The following is a 15,773-nucleotide window of genomic DNA, read 5'->3' as shown; positions in this document are numbered from 1 at the left end:
AATTTCTAATAAATATTCAACGGGGGTAAGTATGAAATGTCCAAATTGTGGGGAACAGCCTAACACTTTCTTTCAATCTATTTTTCCGGGAAGAGAAGAGCTCAAGAAAAACTATAAAGGTCGATTAAGCTGTAGAAAGTGTGGCGCCGAATTAGCTTATCAAAAAACAAAGAATGGATTCTATACTTTTGAGTCACCATTCTATATTCTATTGAGTGTACTTATTATTGCGATTATGACCGTAATGTGGGCTCTTATAATGAATCTTGAGGGTGCTTTTACGCCTGAGTCACACGATACAGGAATAATCATTTTGTTTATTGGAATGATGAGCATTTGTCTTTTCGGAGGGCTTTTATCCCGAAAATATATTCTCATTGAAATATATCAGCCTGAGGATGAACAGGAGGATAAAGAAAAAGCATCCTGGCTTGGAATGGGCTTAATGCTGGGTTATTCCATACTCGCCATTTTTGGATTCGGATTATTGAGTAATTATGCCACCGAGTATTCTTTTAGCCCGTTGGTTTACGTATTAAGCACTTTGGCTTATATGGGAATTTGTATTGGTATTGCCTTTCAGATTATGAATTCCTCCCTCTTCAAACCAAAAGGTGATAAATAGCTTTGATTTCAAAAACTAATCTGAAAAAGAACGTTGCTACGGCTATCTTGTTTATAGACTCAGCAGTACTAACCATACCAAATTTCGAATGTCAGATATTGATTTTTTAGCCAACAAGCTTGTCCCCCATTATTCTCGTTTTAACGTTTCAGAGCGCTTGCTTTTCACCGGACATTCCCATCAGGCCTGGCCGGATTTAGCCCGCGAAGGTCAGCTCGAATATTTTGATGTTTGTGCCCGGGAAGTGGACAACAAATGGGATGTAGCTTTTGAAAAGACAGAAATACTACGCAACTACCTCCGCGACTTTTATGACGATCCGGACGGACTCTACTGTCGCGAAGAAAGTACACACATTCTTTTTGTTAGCTGGATGAGCAGCCTGGATTTGAAGAATAAGCCCAAGATCATTTCTACTGATGGAGAGTTTCATTCTCTTTTTCGTCAATTGCACAGACTTGAGGAAGAAGGTCTGGAATTCGTTCAGGTACCTACCGAACCGGATGATAGCTTTGCGGAACGTATTATTGGAGAAATGGATGACCGCACTTCAGCAATCATGTTATCCAGAGTCTATTTTGAAACCTGTTTGGTAAATACACATTTGACCGAAATTGCTGCAGCTGCCAGAAAAAAAGGCATCCCTGTTTTAATTGATGATTACCACGGTACAAATGTCGTTCCCCTATCTATTCGTGAAGCCGGACTTGAAGATTGCTTTATTCTGATTGGCGGCTATAAATATTTACAATGGGGAGAAGCTAATTGCTACCTCCGTTTTCCTAAAGACTGTCAGTATCGCCCCGCCATTACCGGATGGTTTGCTTCATTTAGTACGTTGGATAAACCCCGAAACGATGATCCTGTTGAATACGATAACGGCAACCAGCGATTCGCCAGCGGCACGTACGATCCCTCCTCCCAATTTCGGGCAGCACGGGTTGTAGAATTTTTCCAGGAACAGGGACTTTCACCAAATATTCTTAGAGAACAATACAAAGCCCAGGTAAGCTTACTCCGTGCCCTTTTTGAGGAAAAGGATTTTGATCCATCAGTAATACGGTTAACTCATACAGAATCGTTGGAACGCAACGGAGGCTTTCTGTCACTAACTTCACCTAAAGCCAGAGAAATAAGAGCTGAACTTTTAGAGAATAGAGTGTTCACCGATGCAAGAGGTGAAATTCTAAGATTTGGTCCGGCACCCTACACTACTACCGGCCAAATTCAGCAAGCCATGAATGAACTTCATAAAGCAGTCGAAGTGATGTAATGCATAGATTCTTAGTACTCATAACAGGATTATTATTACTTCTATTCTCGAGTACTGCTCATGCTCAAAACAAGTCTCAGATATCGGGAGCGGTATTTGATGCTGAAACTGATCAGCCGATCATCGGTGCACATGTATTTTTGAATGGAACTACTTTAGGTACTGTAACCGGAAATGACGGAACCTTTAAATTACCTGATATTCCTGAAGGCATTTACCAATTAGTGATAAGGTATGTAGGCTTTCAGGAATACGGTCAGCAAATCAATACTGAAGATTCAGAAGATAACCTTACTATTTACCTTAGAGAAGATTTGTATGAACTGGGTGAAATTAATGTAATCTCAAATCGGAAGCAGTGGCTAGAAAGGCTGGAAACCTTTGAGACTAAATTCCTCGGGGTTAGTAAGAATGCAGAGCAAACGGAGATTCTAAATCCTGAAATCCTCCAATTTGAATTCGATGAAAAAAACCGAATTTTAACAGCTACAGCGTATGAGCCGCTAATCATTCACAACAATGGTCTGGGGTATGAAATTAAGTTTTACCTTAAAGAATTCTTTTTCGATGAAAAGAACTTTACCTCGGCTTACTATGGAATTCCATTCTTTAATGAAATGGAGCCAGGCGACAAAGAAACCCAGGAAAAGTGGATTAAAAATCGAAAGTTTGCCTACTGGGGTTCTTTACAGCATTTCATAGAATCTCTAATTGAGGGAACCTACCACGAACAGGGATTTGAGATAAAGGCAGAAATCAGAGAAAACCGGCGGTTTCGTGAAGTTTCCAAAGACACGGTAAGAATCAGTGACATTTTTTACAGAAAAGATGACACAACCTATGAACTTTCTTTTAAGCACTTTCTGAATGTCACCTACCAAAAAGAAATTGAAAGCTATGAATACCGGATGTGGCAGTCCGTGCTTTCTGTAGAGCAGAAACCGCGGACGGTAAACCTGCAAAACTCAGTGTTAACCTTAAAAACAGAGTCTCTTCTTATTGATCAATCGGGTTATGTCTACAATCCTCAAAACTACCTTGTTGGAGGCTATTGGGCTTTTGAAGTACTCGCAGACTTACTACCGATTAATTACAAATTGGAAGAAAATTAGCAGCTATAAAAATATTTTGTAAGGAATCCTCTCCGAGTCGCTCTAACATATATCACACATAAACAACTTTTTGGGGAAATTATGATATCGGACGAGTCAATAATTTGGCAATCACATATATTGAACATATATTAAATCCGTTCAAATGAAGGTGACATGAATTGTCACTGGTCTACTTTATATTTGCCTAAAACAAATTCAAAAATAAGAAACAATCATGGCTAAAGACGACAGAGTAAAAGCCCTCGACATCGCCGTAGGGCAAATTGAAAAACAACACGGCAAAGGAACCATTATGAAATTGGGAGCTGAAGCAATTCAGGATATCGATGTGATATCTACCGGCTCCATCATGGTAGATTATGCACTTGGGGTTCAGGGAATTCCACGTGGACGAGTAACAGAAATCTACGGTCCTGAGGCTAGTGGTAAAACAACTCTCGCCCTTCAGGTAATTGCAGAAGCACAAAAAGCCGGCGGTTATGCTGCCTTTATTGATGCTGAGCATGCGTTTGACCCTCGCTATGCCAAAGCACTTGGCATTAATGTTGAAGAGCTTTTAGTGTCTCAACCTGATAGCGGTGAGCAAGCTCTTGAAATTACTGAGACGCTAATTCGTTCGGGAGCATTAGACGTAGTTGTAGTTGACTCCGTTGCCGCTCTTGTCCCCCGCGCTGAGCTTGAGGGCGAAATGGGTGACTCACACATGGGGCTTCAGGCTCGATTGATGTCGCAAGCTATGAGAAAGATTACCGGTATCATCAACAAGAGCCGCACATCTTGTATTTTTATTAACCAGGTGCGTGAGAAAATTGGGGTGATGTTTGGAAATCCTGAAACCACTACTGGTGGACGAGCACTGAAGTTCTATTCTTCCGTCCGTATCGATATTCGCCGGATTGGTTCTATTAAATCCGGAGACGAAGTAATTGGGAACCGAACCAAAGTCAAAATTGCTAAGAACAAGGTGGCTCCTCCTTTCAAAGTGGTCGAGTTTAATATCATGTATGGCAAAGGCATTTCGCGTATTTCTGAAATCCTCGACCTTGCTGTAGAATATGACATCATCGAGAAGCGAGGAAGCTGGTTCCGTCATGGTGGTGAACCAATCGGGCAGGGTTCTGATGCTGCAATGCAGTTCCTTGAAGAAGATCCTGAATTAGCTAAGAAGATTGAAGGTCAGGTACGCAAAAAGCTCAGGGGCGAATTACTGGATGAAGAGATTGAGGAGCAAGAAAAGGAGAAGAAAGAGAAAGAAAAAGAAGCTGTTGAAGACAAAGGATAAATACCAACGGTATTCGGAAGAAGCAGCCAAGCTTCTTCCGGCTCCTATCTCTGGAATACAAGTTCAGAAAAAAAATTCCAGCAGATACTCCCTCTTTATAAATGACAAGTTTTTAATTGGCGTCTCTGATGCTACTCTTACCAAACTTAATCTAAAGAAAGGCGTTGAAATAACGCCTTCTTTATTACAGCAAATTGCTAATAAAGAAGATGAGTGGGCAGCACGAGAATATATGTTTCGCATCCTCTCCCGCCGCGACCATTCCCGAAAAGAACTCAAAGACAAAGCTTATAAAAAAGGATATTCGGGCGGGTTTATTGAAGAGATCTTGGATGAATTTGAACAAAAGGAGTACATCAACGACGAAAAATTTGCTAAAAAATATGTCGCTGATAAGTTTGAGTTCAACGACTGGGGACCTTATAAAATCAGGACGCAGCTATTCAAAAAAGGAATTCGGAAAAACGTTGTAGAAGAAGTCATCAAACATGCTTTTGGGGATGAAGCCATTAAAGAGAGTATGACCTCCCTAATCTCAAAAAGGAAAAAGAGGTATCTCCGAGAGCCGGAAGAAAAGCGGCGAAAGAAAGTTTTCGATTATTTAATGAGAAAAGGCTATGATTCAGGAAATATTTTAAAGCATCTGGATGAACTTTTAGATATCATCTCATCATGACGAATATAACTTTAGAGCGGGTAGTACGATTTATACTTGGGGCGGGTGCAGTTGGGCTGGCTTTACTTGTACTCTATAACTACTCCACCCTTGTTGTTTTCCTGATTTTAGCTACCATTTTAAGCTACATCCTTGATCCTTTTGCCAACCGTTTGCAGGCTGCCGGTTTGAATCGCACCTTTGCAATTACTGTCATACTAGCTACGGTAATTCTTGTTTTGGTCTTTATCTCAACCAGCGTCATACCGATTGTTGCGAATCAAATGGCGGAGTTAACTGCACAATTAACTTTAGATAACATTCGGGAAATAGCTGTTAAAGTTGAAAATCAGCTCACCGCTAAATTCACTTTCTTACCTGACAATTTTTTGGTCGACAACACCACTACTGTTTTCAATGATCTTCTTAATGTTGATCAGATTTCGGCTATCGTTAGCGATGCCCTCAGTATTTTTACAAATATCTTCTCAGCGGTGTTAGTTGTTCCATTTGCAGCATTCTTCTTTTTGAAAGATGGTACCAAAATCAGAAGAGATCTACTCCAATTGGTTCCAAACAAGTATTTTGAAACTACACTTACTGTTATTGATAAAATTGAACAACGTCTTGGTTTATACTTCCGCAGCGTTCTTCTTCAGAGTTTGTTAGTCGCCCTTTCTTCCTGGACTACACTTAGTATTGCCGGTCTGGAAAATTCTATGTCGGTAGGCATCGCCGTGGGTGTTGCTAATACTATCCCCTACTTTGGGCCCATACTCGGATATTTCCTATCTATTATTATTTCCATTATTGAAACAGGAAACTTCTCACTTGTTGCCGCATGTATGTTAGCTATTTTTGCTGTCCAAATGCTGGATAACATCATATTCCAGCCTATGCTATTCTCACGATCAGCGGATATGCATCCCGTTGCGATCCTGTTTATTATTCTTGTAGGTGCTGAAACAGCTGGAATTATCGGGATGTTAATTGCTATTCCGATTGCCACGGTTGTAAAAATCACCATCACTCAGGTCAGCTGGAGCTTCAACAACTACCATATTTTTAGACGAGACGTTAACTCCACTTCCGACCCTCCTGCATAAAGAATAAAATCTTCATCCTACCTAAACATTTGCTATCTTCAACGCCCAATCAGGCACTGCTTAATTTCACAGTTTTTTGAAGAATATCGTTGTTTTTGCCTCCGGCTCAGGCTCTAATTTTCAATCTATCATTGACGCTGTTAAGCGTGGTGATATTCCTGCCCGCATAACCGGCCTGATTTCAAATAAACCCGATATTGGAGCTATTGAAAGGGCTGATAAAGAAAATATCCCTTCCCGTGTTATAAATCCGGATTCACTTTCTGAGGATTCTGATTTTGACGAAATTCTCTTAAGCCAGCTTTTAGAATGGAAAGCCGATTTGATTGTACTGGCGGGATATCTGAAAAAAATCCCTTCAGGTATCATAAAAAAATATCCAAACAGGATATTAAATATTCATCCATCACTGCTTCCTAAATTTGGAGGCAAAGGGTTTTACGGATCTAACGTACATAAAGCTGTTTTAGAAGCCGGCGATACCGAATCGGGATGTACGGTTCATATTGTAACAGAAGAATTTGATAAAGGTCCAATTTTGGACCAAGCTAAAGTTCCCGTTCTTGAGGATGATACTCCAGAAGTTCTAGCCGAACGGGTTTTGAAAGAAGAGCACAAGCTCTTTCCTAAAACCATCAAACAACACATCCAAACCTTATAACCAACTTAGACGTGGCTCTAAAACCTCTCGCATCACTTCCCAAAACACCTCTAAAAATTAAACGCGCCCTTCTCTCAGTATCTGATAAAACCGGATTACCTGAATTAGCTAAAGCACTGCATGCAAGCGGAGTTGAGTTAATTTCAACAGGTGGTACTGCAAAAGCGATAAAAGCTGAAGGAATTCCTGTTAAGGATGTATCTGAAATAACCGGTTTTCAGGAATGTTTGGATGGAAGAGTGAAGACTCTGCATCCCATGGTTCATGGAGGAATCCTCGCAAGAACATCGCACCAAGACGATGTTAATGAGATTGAAGAGTTAGGGATTCAGCCAATCGAGTTGGTTGTTGTAAATTTATACCCTTTCAAAAATAAAGTAGCTGACTCAAATGTCAGTCCTGCAGAAGCTACCGAGTTTATCGACATTGGTGGACCAACCATGATACGTGCTGCTGCTAAGAACTTTGCTCATGTTTCTATTCTCAGTTCACCAGACCAATACGAGAATTTTGTTGAAGAACTTGAAGAACAAATGGCTGTCTCTTTTGAGACTCGCCAAAAATTAGCTAAAGCTGCTTTTGCGCATACAGCAGATTATGACAGCGCGATTGCTAATTACTTTACTGGATTGATTGAGGAAGAGCCGGCTAAACAGTTCAACGCTTCTCTCCCACTTTCTCAGGGACTTCGCTATGGCGAGAATCCTCACCAGAAAGCCGCAGTTTACGGGAACCAAAATGACTTCATCGATTGCTTCCATGGCAAACAACTGAGTTACAATAATTACCTGGATGTAGATGCCGCACTAAATATCATCTCAGATTTTAATTCTGATGAGCAAGCTTGTGCTATCATCAAGCATACCATCCCAAGCGGTGTAGGCGTTGGTGAGAATCTAACTGAAGCTTATAAGAAAGCTTTTAGCACTGACCGGGTCTCTCCTTTTGGCGGAATTGTAGTGGTAAACCAAGAAATGGATATTGAAACCGTTAAAGCCATTGATGAAATTTTTACCGAAATCATCATTGCCCCGTCTTACAGTGACGATGCTTTGGCATTATTGAAGCAGAAAAAAAATCGCCGATTGATCAGGATCAAAAAGTCTGTTCGTGAAGTACAAGCTTCATCATACCGTTCAATTTTTGGAGGATTGTTGAATCAAGATTCAGATTTAACCCCTGCAAACCCGGATGATTTTCAAATTGTAAGTAAGCGAAAGCCAACTGAACAGGAAATGAAGGATTTACTCTTTTCCTGGAAAGTGGTTCGCCATATTAAATCGAATGCTATTGTGTATGCTAAAGACGGAAGAACTCTTGGAATCGGATCGGGGCAAACGAGCCGCGTTGACTCTTCGGAGATTGCCGTTATAAAAGCAGAAAAAGAGGGTCTAGACTTAAATGGATCTGCTATAGCTTCCGATGCTTTTTTCCCATTTGCAGATGGAGTTGAGGCAGCAGCTAAAGCAGGTGCAAAATCAGTAATTCAACCCGGCGGAAGCATCAGAGATGAAGAAGTAATAGCGAAAGCAGATGAATTTGATATGGCTATGATATTCACCGGGAAACGTCATTTTAAACACTAAAAATATTAGTTAAAAATGAATGAATTTTCTCATTTCAAAAATTTCTAAATATTCGTACTTCATACATTCGCAAATACACCTTCAATATTGTATTTTCTAATGATCAACTACCTCACAAAGTTCAAATTTTTTAATCAGCAATAATGTCAGATTCAAGCGGAGCAAATCCTTCACAGTCTTCAAAAAAACCAGCTCAGAAGGGCTTTTTAGATTTTCTTTACACCGATATAGCTATGGACTTGGGCACGGCTAACACCCTTATTTATTCAAGAGGTGAAGGAATTGTGTTAAATGAGCCATCTATTGTCGCTCTCAATCAGCAAAATGTTCCAGTTGCAACAGGTCACCAAGCGCGACTTATGCACGAGAAAACTCACAATAAAATTCGAACTGTTCGACCTCTGAGAGACGGTGTAATTGCTGACTTTGAAGTAGCTGAACAGATGATTCGGGGGATGATCAAGAAAGTTAAAATGAAGTGGTATTCTACTACCCGGCAGATGGTTATTTGTGTTCCCAGTGGCATTACTGAAGTTGAACGCCGCGCTGTTCGTGACAGTGCTGAACATGCCGGAGCTAAGGAAGTATATTTGGTTGACGAACCAATGGCTGCTGCTATTGGGATTGGGCTTGATGTTCACGAACCGGTTGGCAGCATGATTGTTGATATCGGTGGTGGTACTACAGAGATTGCCGTTATTGCTCTTTCTGGTGTTGTTTATGCAGAATCTGTACGCCTTGGTGGTGATGAACTGAATGACGACATCATCAACTACTTCCGAAGAAATCACAATCTTTTGATTGGTGAGAGAACTGCTGAAAAAATTAAGTGTGAAATTGGCTCTGCCGCTCCTCTTGACGAAGAGCTTGAAATGATTACAAAAGGCCGTGACCTTGTGAATGGTGTTCCAAGAACCCGTCACATTACTTCTAAAGATGCACGTGAGGCTATTGCTGAATCTGTAAACACTATTGTTGAGTCCATCACAAAATCTCTGGAACAAACTCCCCCAGAGCTTTCCGCGGATATTTTAGATCGGGGAATTATGTTAACCGGTGGTGGAGCGCTGCTCAAAAACCTTGATAAATTAATCATGGAAACCACGGATTTACCTGTTCATATTGCCGAAGATCCTTTGACTGCCGTTGTACGTGGGACTGGTGCAATACTTGAAAACCTCGAATATTACCGTCCGGTGATTTCCTAATACTCTGGAAATGAATGCGATTTAGATCATTAAATCTAGGTGATGCTAAAGATTACATAGTAACCGCTTTTATTTTACTGTTCGCCTTAACCATAATGATTGGCAGGCATCAGGGAGGGATAGATAGCGTGCGAAAAATTTCTGTAACAGGATTAAGCCTTCTTGAAGAACCCCTTTCAAATATCCGGGTATACAGGCAAGCTTTAAATACAAACACCTATCTGCAGCGCCAGAATATTTTACTTCAGGATGAGCTTAGCAGACTAAGATCAATTGAGCAGGAAAACCGGGACCTTAGGCAACTTTTAGGATATAGCAATAAAAGCGAGTTTGACCTTATGCCTGTGTCCATTGTAGGTAAAAGGCTAAGCGGTTCGAATAATGTTTTCACTATTGATGCCGGAACTTCTGATGGAGCCGAACAAGGTATGCCGCTTGTATCCTCAGATGGCTTAATTGGAAAAATTGTGATTGCTGGCTCACATTACGCTCAGGTAATGCCATATTACCATTCTTTGTTTCGGGTCAGCGCCAGGGTTCAGGAAAACCAAGCAAATGGCATCGTGAGCTGGTCAGGCGAAAGATACGGTGAGCTGATCATGGACTTTGTTCCAAAAACAATTCCTGTCGACAGCGGCTTTGTAATTGAGACTTCCGGTAACAGCAATCAATTTCCGGGTGGCATTCCTATTGGAAGAGTCATTCGCACAGTACCCGAACCCGGCCGAGAAACACAACGTATTTTTTTAGAACCATTTGTACAGTTAGCTAATGTTTCTCAGGGGTTTATCATTGAATTCCGACCAGACACAGCTATTGTAAATCTTCAACAAGAGTATAATCAGCTTTTTGAATGAGTCCTGAAGTATTTAAAGATTTTATTATTGGATGCTGCTTCATATTAGCTGAAGTACTCATATTCCAGCACCTTAGTTTTTTTGGATCTACTCCCGATCCCTTATTGATCTATGTTTTGTGGCTTGCCATAAAATATGATCGGGTGCAGCTTGTAATCTTTGCAGCCATTTTGGGTTTTCTTCAAGATGCCCTCTTTGACTATTGGGGACTTAATATGTTTGCTAAGACCCTAATGTGTTTCAGTTTCTTCAATTTCGTAAATCAAAATAAAGAGGGACGGCTATTAATCTGGCAAATTTTCTTGGTGCTATTTGCTGCATCCATATTTCACAATCTTATTTTCTTAGGTTTAAGCAGTTTTGTTGAAGCTTACACCTCTGGATTTATTCCTATAATATTTACTCTCGGTAATAGTTTGTATACCGCATTGCTTGGCTCTATGCTATTCATTTTCAAAGGTAATTAATAGAACATGTCTCCCGGACAAAAAAACAGAACCCGAACATCTATACGTGCACTTCAAGTCATTATACTTGGGCTCACTTTTATTGTATTGGGACGAGTTTTTTACCTTCAGATTGTTGAGTATGACGTTTATGCTACTCTTGGGCAGGAAAACTCAGTGAGACAAGAATATATAGATCCTGCTCGTGGACTTATCTATGATCGCAACAGGAAGCTGATTGTCGATAATGAACCTATTTTCTCAATCACAATTACTCCTTCTCTTTTTAATAAGGAGAAAATTCCCCTTTTAGCCAATTTGCTGAATGTATCTGATTCTTTACTGACAACGAAAGTTCAGGAGGCTCAGCAATACTCCTGGCATCGAACGTCTAGACTCGTTACTGAAATCGACTTCCCTACTTTTTCAGCGATTCAAGAAAATCTATGGCAGCTGCCCGGAATTGGCCATCAGATAGAGAGTAAACGTCACTATCCCACGGAAATGAGAGCTTCTCATTTATTTGGCTATCTACGTGAAGCCGACGAAAATGAATATAATCGCTCGGAGACCTTGAGACTGGGAGACAAAATCGGTAAAAGTGGCCTGGAGATGATTTATGATGACACTTTACGCGGTGAATTAGGAGTCCGTTATTTAAGAGTAAATGCTTTTGGCCAGGCCTTGGGAGATTTTGAGGATAGTGAATTATCTCGTTCCCCTATTCAAGGCAGTGACCTCATCACAACCATAGATACTGACCTTCAAATTCTTGCTGAAGAGTTAATGGAAGGCAAAAGAGGTGCGGCAGTAGCCATGGATCCAAGAACTGGCGCTATCTTGGCAATGGTTAGTTCTCCCGGGTATGATTTGAGTAAGCTTGCAGGAAGACTTGATCAGGATTACTGGCAAGCCATTAACGCTGATTCAACCACCCCATTGTATAACAGAGCTATTTCAGGGCGTCAGCCACCCGGATCTACCATTAAACCCGCTATGGCATTAATTGGTCAGGATTTGGAATTTATCGATGAAGACACCAAAGTTTATAACAGCGGTGCATACGTTAGAGGAAGACCATACAGAGATACGGCACCTATTGGTGAATATGATCTTGAAAAAGCTATTGCCCTATCAAGTAATACTTACTTTTTCTCTCTTATGGATCGAATGGCATCGAACGGATATTTAAATACCTGGAGTGAAAAGTTAAAGGATTTTGGGCTTGGTGTACCAACTCAAATCGACCTCCCTTTTGCCACCGTTGGCATTGTACCAGACAGTGCATATTTAGATAGAGCTTTTGGTGAAAACAGATGGGGATTAGGGGATGTTCTCAGTATGGGAATTGGTCAGGGGCTTCTTTCTGTATCTCCACTGCAGGTCGCCCAAATGACGAGTGTGGTGGCAAATGGTGGATACAGAGTTCAACCTCATATTGTAGCATCAGTTCGAAGTCCGCAGGGGTTTATAAATGAGCGCGAACCTGTTATAAACAAGGTAAATTGGATTAATGAAGAAAGCCTTCAGAATGTGCGAGCCGCAATGCGTAAAGTGGTTGATGAGGGAAGCAGCCGTTATTACACGAATAATCCTGAAGTGCCTACAGCCGGTAAAACCGGAACTGCTCAAAATCCCCACGGCAGGGATCATGGCTGGTTCACCTCTTTTGCGCCGTTTGATGATCCACAAATCGTCGTAAGTGTTCTAATCGAAAATGGCGGGTATGGTTCTATTTCTGCTGCTCCAGTAGCTGCAGTATTGATAGATAAATACATCAATGGGGAAATCACACGAAACTATGTGTACAACTATGTCCTCAATTTTGAATCCAGACCTACTGACTCGGAGCTGATAGATGAATAACATCAGAGAATTTAGTTGGTCTGTAGTTTTTGTCTGGATTACCCTGTCTACGATTGGGATTATCGCCATTTATAGCGCAACTCAGGGGCCTGTATCAGAATTTTTACCGGAATACATACAGAATAATTTTTTCAAGCAGGTTATCTTTGTTTCTCTTTCTTTTTTCATACTTGCTGGAATTCAACTTATCTCGCCTCGAAACTTCATCCAGCTCTCCTATGCTTTATACGCTTTAGGATTAGTCCTGATGATTCTTACTCTATTCTTTGGAACAGAAGTGAATGGCGCCAAAAGCTGGTTAAGATTTGGACCATTCAATTTACAAACGAGTGAGTTGATGAAAATAGCTACGATATTAGCTACAGCTAACTATTTAACAAGCCGAAGAGATATTACTGCGGAAAATGTTAGGTACGCACTTACTTCTGTAGTAATTATTTTGATACCAACAGTCCTCGTTTTTTTGCAAAACGACCTTGGAACAGCATTGATCTTCTTAACCCTGATTCCCGTAATGCTATTTTGGTCAGGACTACCCTACGGTGTTTCTCTCTTCATTATCTCGCCGGCAATAATTGCTTACCTGGCCGTAATAGAATGGTATTATGGAGTGATAGCGGCCGTGATCCTGACTGCAATTATATTCTTTATTCAGCGCCGAGTTTGGTTATCAATTACTTCCTTAGTTACAGGGCTACTGACTACGTCGGGTGTACATCTGGCACTAACACAATTACTTCAACCTCACCAAATAGCCAGGATCGCTGCTTTCACAAACCCAGCTTATGACCCTACCGGTGCCGGATGGAATGTCATTCAGGCTAAAACTGCTATTGGCTCAGGCGGGCTTACCGGAAAAGGATTTTTAGAAGGAACTCAAACACAGTTAAAATTCCTTCCCGAACAATGGACCGATTTCATCTTTTGCGTAATTGGGGAAGAATTTGGCTTTGTAGGAGCTTTTATAGTGATCGGTGCATTCTTATTTCTCTTTATAAGGCTCCTAAATATGGCGGGCAGCCACAAGCACCCTTTCGCTCAGTTAGTTACTGTAAGCGTAACCTCTGTCTTCTTTGTGCACTTCTTTATTAATGTTGGAAGCGCCTCAGCCCTTCTCCCTGTAATTGGACTACCTCTTCCTTTTGTAAGCTATGGAGGGTCTGCCTTTATCACTAACACAATCATGTTAGCCATCTGTTTAAATATGGACTTCTATAAGCGGGAATTCAGCATCTACCGATAGTTACTTACTCCGCAATCTATCCGTGCCTAGTTTAAAAGAAGTTCTGTGATACTTAGTGTACCCAAAATCCTTCAATCCTTGTTTATGCACTTTGGTTGGATAACCAACATTGCTAGCCCAACCATACTCAGGAAACTTTTCGTGGAGCTCTTTCATCAAATCATCCCTGTATACCTTAGCCAAGATCGATGCTGCCGCGATACTCATCGACCGGTCATCCCCCTTAACAAGACAGGTATAAGGGATTAAAGAACTGATGTATCGATTTCCGTCAACCAATAAATAATCCGGAGTCATTTTAACCGAATCTACACATTTTTGCATTGTGTGAAGCGAGGCCCATAAAATATTAAGCTCGTTAATTTCGGTAATACTTCCCTCTTGTATCGACCAACTCAGCGCTTCTTCCTTAATACGTTTGCTTAATTCAACCCTCTCACTTTCACTAATTGTTTTGCTATCCCTTATTTCCGGAATATCCGTCTCGGGTTTAAAGACAACCCCCGCTGCTACAACCGGCCCGGCAAGACAGCCACGGCCTACTTCATCCAAACCCATTACGCGGGAATAGCCTTCACTCCATAATTGTCGTTCAAACTTAAGCCTGTCGATAATCTTTTGCTTTTTCTGAAATTGTTGGCCTCAAATATATTCAGTTAATTCATTCTTTTCTGATATAATGGAACTCATTTGACCAACTAAGTATTTGATTAGAAAAAGGAACCCGATTATGCATTTTAAATATTTTGAATGGGATGAACGGTATGCCAAATCAAATGGCAAATCTCCCTTTGATACACTTTGGGATTTATTCCAACAGTTGCTCACCATATCAAGCGGAGATGTAAAGCAAGCCCTGAAATGGCTTACCGACCTCGATAATCAGTACGATATTACCGATCAGTTTGATGATGGCTATTCATTAGGTGATTTCATTGATGAGCTTAGAGAACGAGACTACATCGAAAATGATGGCAGCGGTGGTGGCTTCAATATGACGAGGAAAACTGAGCGCAGCCTCAGAAAGCGTTCACTAGAAGAAATATTTAAGAATCTCGACAAAGGCGGAATGGGTTCCCATAAATCTCCGCATACCGGCCGGGGACTTGAGCGACAACCTGAAACCCGAAAATGGAATCAGGGCGACGACATTGGCCAAATAGACAGTGTAAGTACCATGCTCAACATGCTTAACCATAGCACCATTGATGCATTTAATCTTCAGGAAGATGATCTCGAAGTTTATGAAACCGATCATTACACATCTGTGGCAACGGTTCTTCTTATTGACTTAAGCCACTCAATGATTTTATATGGCGAAGACCGAATCACACCAGCCAAAAAAGTAGCGATGGCTTTGTCTGAGCTTATTATGAATAACTATGCCAAAGATTCTTTAGATATCGTAGCCTTTGGAAATGAAGCCTGGCAAATATCTGTAGACGACCTCCCCTATTTAAAAGTGGGCCCTTATCATACCAATACAAAGCAGGGTCTTGAAGTAGCACGTCATATCCTCCAGCGTAAGAAATATGCGAATAAACAAATTTTCATGATTACCGATGGGAAGCCATCTTGTATGATTGAAAACGGGAAGCTTTACAAAAACAGCTTTGGCCTAGATCGGAAGATTGTGAATAAGGTGTTAGATGAAGCCGTAAAATGCCGGAGAGATCAGATTACCATCACCACCTTCATGATAGCCCAAGATCCTTACCTGCAAAGTTTTGTACGGGAAATGACCGAAGCAAATAAAGGAAAAGCATATTTTGCCTCTTTGGATAATCTTGGTGGATACATCTTTGAAGATTATATCCAGAATAGAAAAAAGAATGTGAAATAAAAAAGCC

15 protein-coding genes are annotated in these 15,773 nt (G+C 40.9%); 14 read left to right on the top strand and 1 reads right to left on the bottom strand.

What is annotated here, in order from left to right:
- Window positions 1-31: 31 nt before the first annotated feature.
- The 13 genes from CL667_08710 (at window position 32) to CL667_08650 (ending at window position 13,923) form a co-directional block, all read left to right on the top strand.
- On the top strand, window positions 32-625 hold the full coding sequence (locus tag CL667_08710; protein ID MAL17781.1) for a hypothetical protein: 594 nt from the start codon (window positions 32-34) through the stop codon (window positions 623-625).
- Between the two features lie 88 nt (window positions 626-713).
- Window positions 714-1,898: a hypothetical protein gene (locus tag CL667_08705; protein MAL17780.1), complete on the top strand. Its 1,185-nt coding sequence runs from the start codon at window positions 714-716 to the stop codon at window positions 1,896-1,898.
- Complete coding sequence (locus CL667_08700; GenBank protein ID MAL17779.1) at window positions 1,898-3,010, top strand: hypothetical protein; 1,113 nt, start codon at window positions 1,898-1,900, stop codon at window positions 3,008-3,010. The genes CL667_08705 and CL667_08700 overlap by 1 nt, the downstream gene beginning before the upstream one ends.
- Before the next feature lie 217 nt (window positions 3,011-3,227).
- Window positions 3,228-4,295 carry a recombinase RecA gene (recA, locus tag CL667_08695; GenBank protein MAL17778.1) on the top strand — a complete coding sequence of 356 codons (1,068 nt, stop codon included), beginning with the start codon at window positions 3,228-3,230 and terminating at the stop codon, window positions 4,293-4,295.
- A complete protein-coding gene (locus tag CL667_08690) occupies window positions 4,225-4,971 on the top strand; it encodes a hypothetical protein (GenBank protein MAL17777.1) in 747 nt (248 codons plus the stop codon). The genes recA and CL667_08690 overlap by 71 nt, the downstream gene beginning before the upstream one ends.
- Entirely contained in the window at window positions 4,968-6,056 is a 1,089-nt protein-coding gene (locus tag CL667_08685) for an AI-2E family transporter (GenBank protein MAL17776.1), read from the top strand. Before CL667_08690 ends, CL667_08685 begins: the two co-directional genes overlap by 4 nt.
- A gap of 76 nt (window positions 6,057-6,132) precedes the next feature.
- The gene (gene purN / locus CL667_08680; GenBank protein MAL17775.1) at window positions 6,133-6,717 is read left to right on the top strand and encodes a phosphoribosylglycinamide formyltransferase; all 585 of its coding nucleotides are present in this window, start codon (window positions 6,133-6,135) and stop codon (window positions 6,715-6,717) included.
- A gap of 11 nt (window positions 6,718-6,728) precedes the next feature.
- Window positions 6,729-8,303, top strand: coding sequence for a bifunctional phosphoribosylaminoimidazolecarboxamide formyltransferase/inosine monophosphate cyclohydrolase (gene purH, locus CL667_08675; protein ID MAL17774.1), 1,575 nt, complete (start codon window positions 6,729-6,731; stop codon window positions 8,301-8,303).
- Window positions 8,304-8,446: 143 nt separating this feature from the next.
- The gene (locus CL667_08670; protein MAL17773.1) at window positions 8,447-9,511 is read left to right on the top strand and encodes a rod shape-determining protein; all 1,065 of its coding nucleotides are present in this window, start codon (window positions 8,447-8,449) and stop codon (window positions 9,509-9,511) included.
- A 95-nt stretch (window positions 9,512-9,606) separates the two neighbouring features.
- Entirely contained in the window at window positions 9,607-10,368 is a 762-nt protein-coding gene (locus CL667_08665) for a rod shape-determining protein MreC (GenBank protein ID MAL17772.1), read from the top strand.
- Window positions 10,365-10,835 (top strand): rod shape-determining protein MreD, encoded by a 471-nt coding sequence (gene mreD, locus CL667_08660; GenBank protein MAL17771.1) that lies wholly within the window; start codon window positions 10,365-10,367, stop codon window positions 10,833-10,835. The genes CL667_08665 and mreD overlap by 4 nt, the downstream gene beginning before the upstream one ends.
- 63 nt (window positions 10,836-10,898) lie before the next feature.
- Window positions 10,899-12,680: a penicillin-binding protein 2 gene (mrdA, locus tag CL667_08655; protein MAL17770.1), complete on the top strand. Its 1,782-nt coding sequence runs from the start codon at window positions 10,899-10,901 to the stop codon at window positions 12,678-12,680.
- Entirely contained in the window at window positions 12,673-13,923 is a 1,251-nt protein-coding gene (locus tag CL667_08650; protein ID MAL17769.1) for a rod shape-determining protein RodA, read from the top strand. The genes mrdA and CL667_08650 overlap by 8 nt, the downstream gene beginning before the upstream one ends.
- Here CL667_08650 and CL667_08645 read toward each other — a convergent pair whose 3' ends face one another.
- Window positions 13,924-14,538: a ribonuclease HII gene (locus CL667_08645; GenBank protein MAL17768.1), complete on the bottom strand. Its 615-nt coding sequence runs from the start codon at window positions 14,536-14,538 to the stop codon at window positions 13,924-13,926. It lies immediately after the preceding gene.
- 115 nt (window positions 14,539-14,653) lie between these two features.
- On the opposite strand from CL667_08645, the gene CL667_08640 reads away from it, so the two are divergent.
- Complete coding sequence (locus CL667_08640; GenBank protein MAL17767.1) at window positions 14,654-15,766, top strand: hypothetical protein; 1,113 nt, start codon at window positions 14,654-14,656, stop codon at window positions 15,764-15,766.
- Window positions 15,767-15,773 lie beyond the last annotated feature (7 nt).

Source organism: Balneola sp. (genome assembly GCA_002694685.1).
GTDB lineage: Bacteria > Bacteroidota > Rhodothermia > Balneolales > Balneolaceae > Gracilimonas.
This window is presented reverse-complemented; position numbering and strand designations above follow the sequence as displayed.

What these genes read in the sequence shown, in the direction of transcription:
- recA (MAL17778.1), top strand. Translation starts at nt 3,228, where the DNA reads ATGGCTAAAGACGACAGAGTAAAAGCCCTCGACATCGCCGTAGGGCAA.
- CL667_08690 (MAL17777.1), top strand. Translation starts at nt 4,225, where the DNA reads ATGAAGAGATTGAGGAGCAAGAAAAGGAGAAGAAAGAGAAAGAAAAAG.
- CL667_08710 (MAL17781.1), top strand. Translation starts at nt 32, where the DNA reads ATGAAATGTCCAAATTGTGGGGAACAGCCTAACACTTTCTTTCAATCT.
- CL667_08670 (MAL17773.1), top strand. Translation starts at nt 8,447, where the DNA reads ATGTCAGATTCAAGCGGAGCAAATCCTTCACAGTCTTCAAAAAAACCA.
- CL667_08665 (MAL17772.1), top strand. Translation starts at nt 9,607, where the DNA reads ATGATTGGCAGGCATCAGGGAGGGATAGATAGCGTGCGAAAAATTTCT.
- CL667_08700 (MAL17779.1), top strand. Translation starts at nt 1,898, where the DNA reads ATGCATAGATTCTTAGTACTCATAACAGGATTATTATTACTTCTATTC.
- CL667_08640 (MAL17767.1), top strand. Translation starts at nt 14,654, where the DNA reads ATGCATTTTAAATATTTTGAATGGGATGAACGGTATGCCAAATCAAAT.
- CL667_08705 (MAL17780.1), top strand. Translation starts at nt 714, where the DNA reads ATGTCAGATATTGATTTTTTAGCCAACAAGCTTGTCCCCCATTATTCT.
- CL667_08685 (MAL17776.1), top strand. Translation starts at nt 4,968, where the DNA reads ATGACGAATATAACTTTAGAGCGGGTAGTACGATTTATACTTGGGGCG.
- mreD (MAL17771.1), top strand. Translation starts at nt 10,365, where the DNA reads ATGAGTCCTGAAGTATTTAAAGATTTTATTATTGGATGCTGCTTCATA.
- CL667_08650 (MAL17769.1), top strand. Translation starts at nt 12,673, where the DNA reads ATGAATAACATCAGAGAATTTAGTTGGTCTGTAGTTTTTGTCTGGATT.